General features: G+C 66.3%; 2 protein-coding genes. One reads left to right on the top strand and one right to left on the bottom strand.

Going from position 1 to position 1,503, the window contains the following annotated elements; all coding sequences use genetic code 11:
* On the top strand, window positions 1-824 hold an 824-nt coding region (locus ACY45C_RS10290), incomplete at its 5' end, for a catalase-related domain-containing protein (RefSeq protein WP_462187400.1).
* Between the two features lie 527 nt (window positions 825-1,351).
* Here the strand turns inward: ACY45C_RS10290 and ACY45C_RS10285 are convergent.
* The coding region (locus ACY45C_RS10285) for a DUF397 domain-containing protein (RefSeq protein ID WP_462187407.1) at window positions 1,352-1,503 on the bottom strand (152 nt) is incomplete at its 5' end.

Raw genomic sequence — 1,503 nt, 5'->3', positions numbered from 1 at the left:
AGCGGGTCGACGGGAACAAGATCCGTAAGCGGAGCGAGAGCTTCAAGGACTTCTACAGCCAGGCCACCCTGTTCTGGAACAGCATGTCCTCCTGGGAGCGGCGGCACATCGTCGACGCGTTCAGCTTCGAGCTCGGCAAGGTCGACTACACCCAGATCAAGGAGCGTGTCCTGGGACATCTCGCCCAGGTGGACCACGAACTCGCGGTCGGGGTCGCCGAGAACCTCGGGCTGCCGGTGCCACCGGAGAGCACCCCGAACCACGGACGGTCCTCACCCGCGCTGAGCCAGGCCGACCAGCCCAGCGGGGTGGCCACCCGCAGGATCGCGGTGCTCGCGGCGGACGGCGTGGACGAGGTGGCATTGCGTTCGGCCACCGCCGCGCTGCGCGAACAGGGCGCGATCCTGGAGGTTCTCGCGCCGCACGGAGGCATGCTCGCCACGGTGTCCGGCGACGCGCTGCCGGTGGACCGAACGCTGGTGACCATGTCCTCGGTCCTCTACGACGCGGTGTTCGTCGCCCCGGGCGAGCGCGGTGTCACCGCACTGACACACAACGGCGAGGCCGTGCACTACGTCGGCGAGGCGTACAAGCACGCGAAGCCGATCGGCGCGGTCGGCGCAGGGGTGTCGTTGCTCGAGATCGCCTCCTTGCTGGGCGCGCGGGTCGCTGACCAGGGTGACGCGGTGGTGTCCGACCGGGGTGTCGTGACGGTCCGCGACCTTGTGGGGCCGTCCGTGCTCGACGACTTCGGTTCCGCGTTCACCACGGCCGTGGCCGCCCACCGGCACTTCGACCGCGCGCTGGAGGCCGTCGCCGCGTAGGGCCGGGCGCCGTTGTTGCCGCGTTGCCGTGTTGTTGCCGATGGTGCCGATGTGCCAGATCGTGACGGTCAAGGCCCGTCAGGTCTTCGAGGAGGCCGGGTTCGCGCGTGATCACGGTGGTCCGCCGGCGTCGTACCGGCGGCGGGCCGAGCCACGCCACGAAGCATCGATGAGGTCTCGATTCCGTTCCATCCCTGACCGGTCATCTTCTCCAGGGACCGAACCTCGATACGGACCCAGGTTCCTTTATCGCTGGCGAGGCCAATTGAGCGTCGCTTCCGCACCACCGCGGTTCGGTCAAGGCGAACGTCTAGGGACCGCTCGACACGTTTCAAGACATCGTCGTAGAAACCAGACCTGAGATCCAATTTAGCGCGGACTTTCGGCACGATGGGAGCCCTATCTCTCGTCGCTCGGTCGGATTGTTGCCCGTCCGGTAGCGATCTTCGAGCACCACACGGACGGGCAACAGTAGTGAAGACGTGTTAAAGTGCTATCTTGGCGCCCTGCGGACGCCGTATCGGCTGTCAGGCCGTGAACTCTCCATCCGTCACACCATGCACGAACGCCGACCATTCCGCATCGGTAAAGACCAGCGCCGGCCCGGTTCCATTGTTCTTACTGTCCCGTAGGGCGACAAGGCCGCCGTCAAGGAACGCAACCTCGACACATTCACCCT

The sequence above is a fragment of the Frankia sp. CcWB2 genome, from assembly GCF_977927585.1.
The sequence above is the reverse complement of the archived record's forward strand: the minus strand, read 5'-3'. Positions and strand labels throughout refer to the sequence as shown.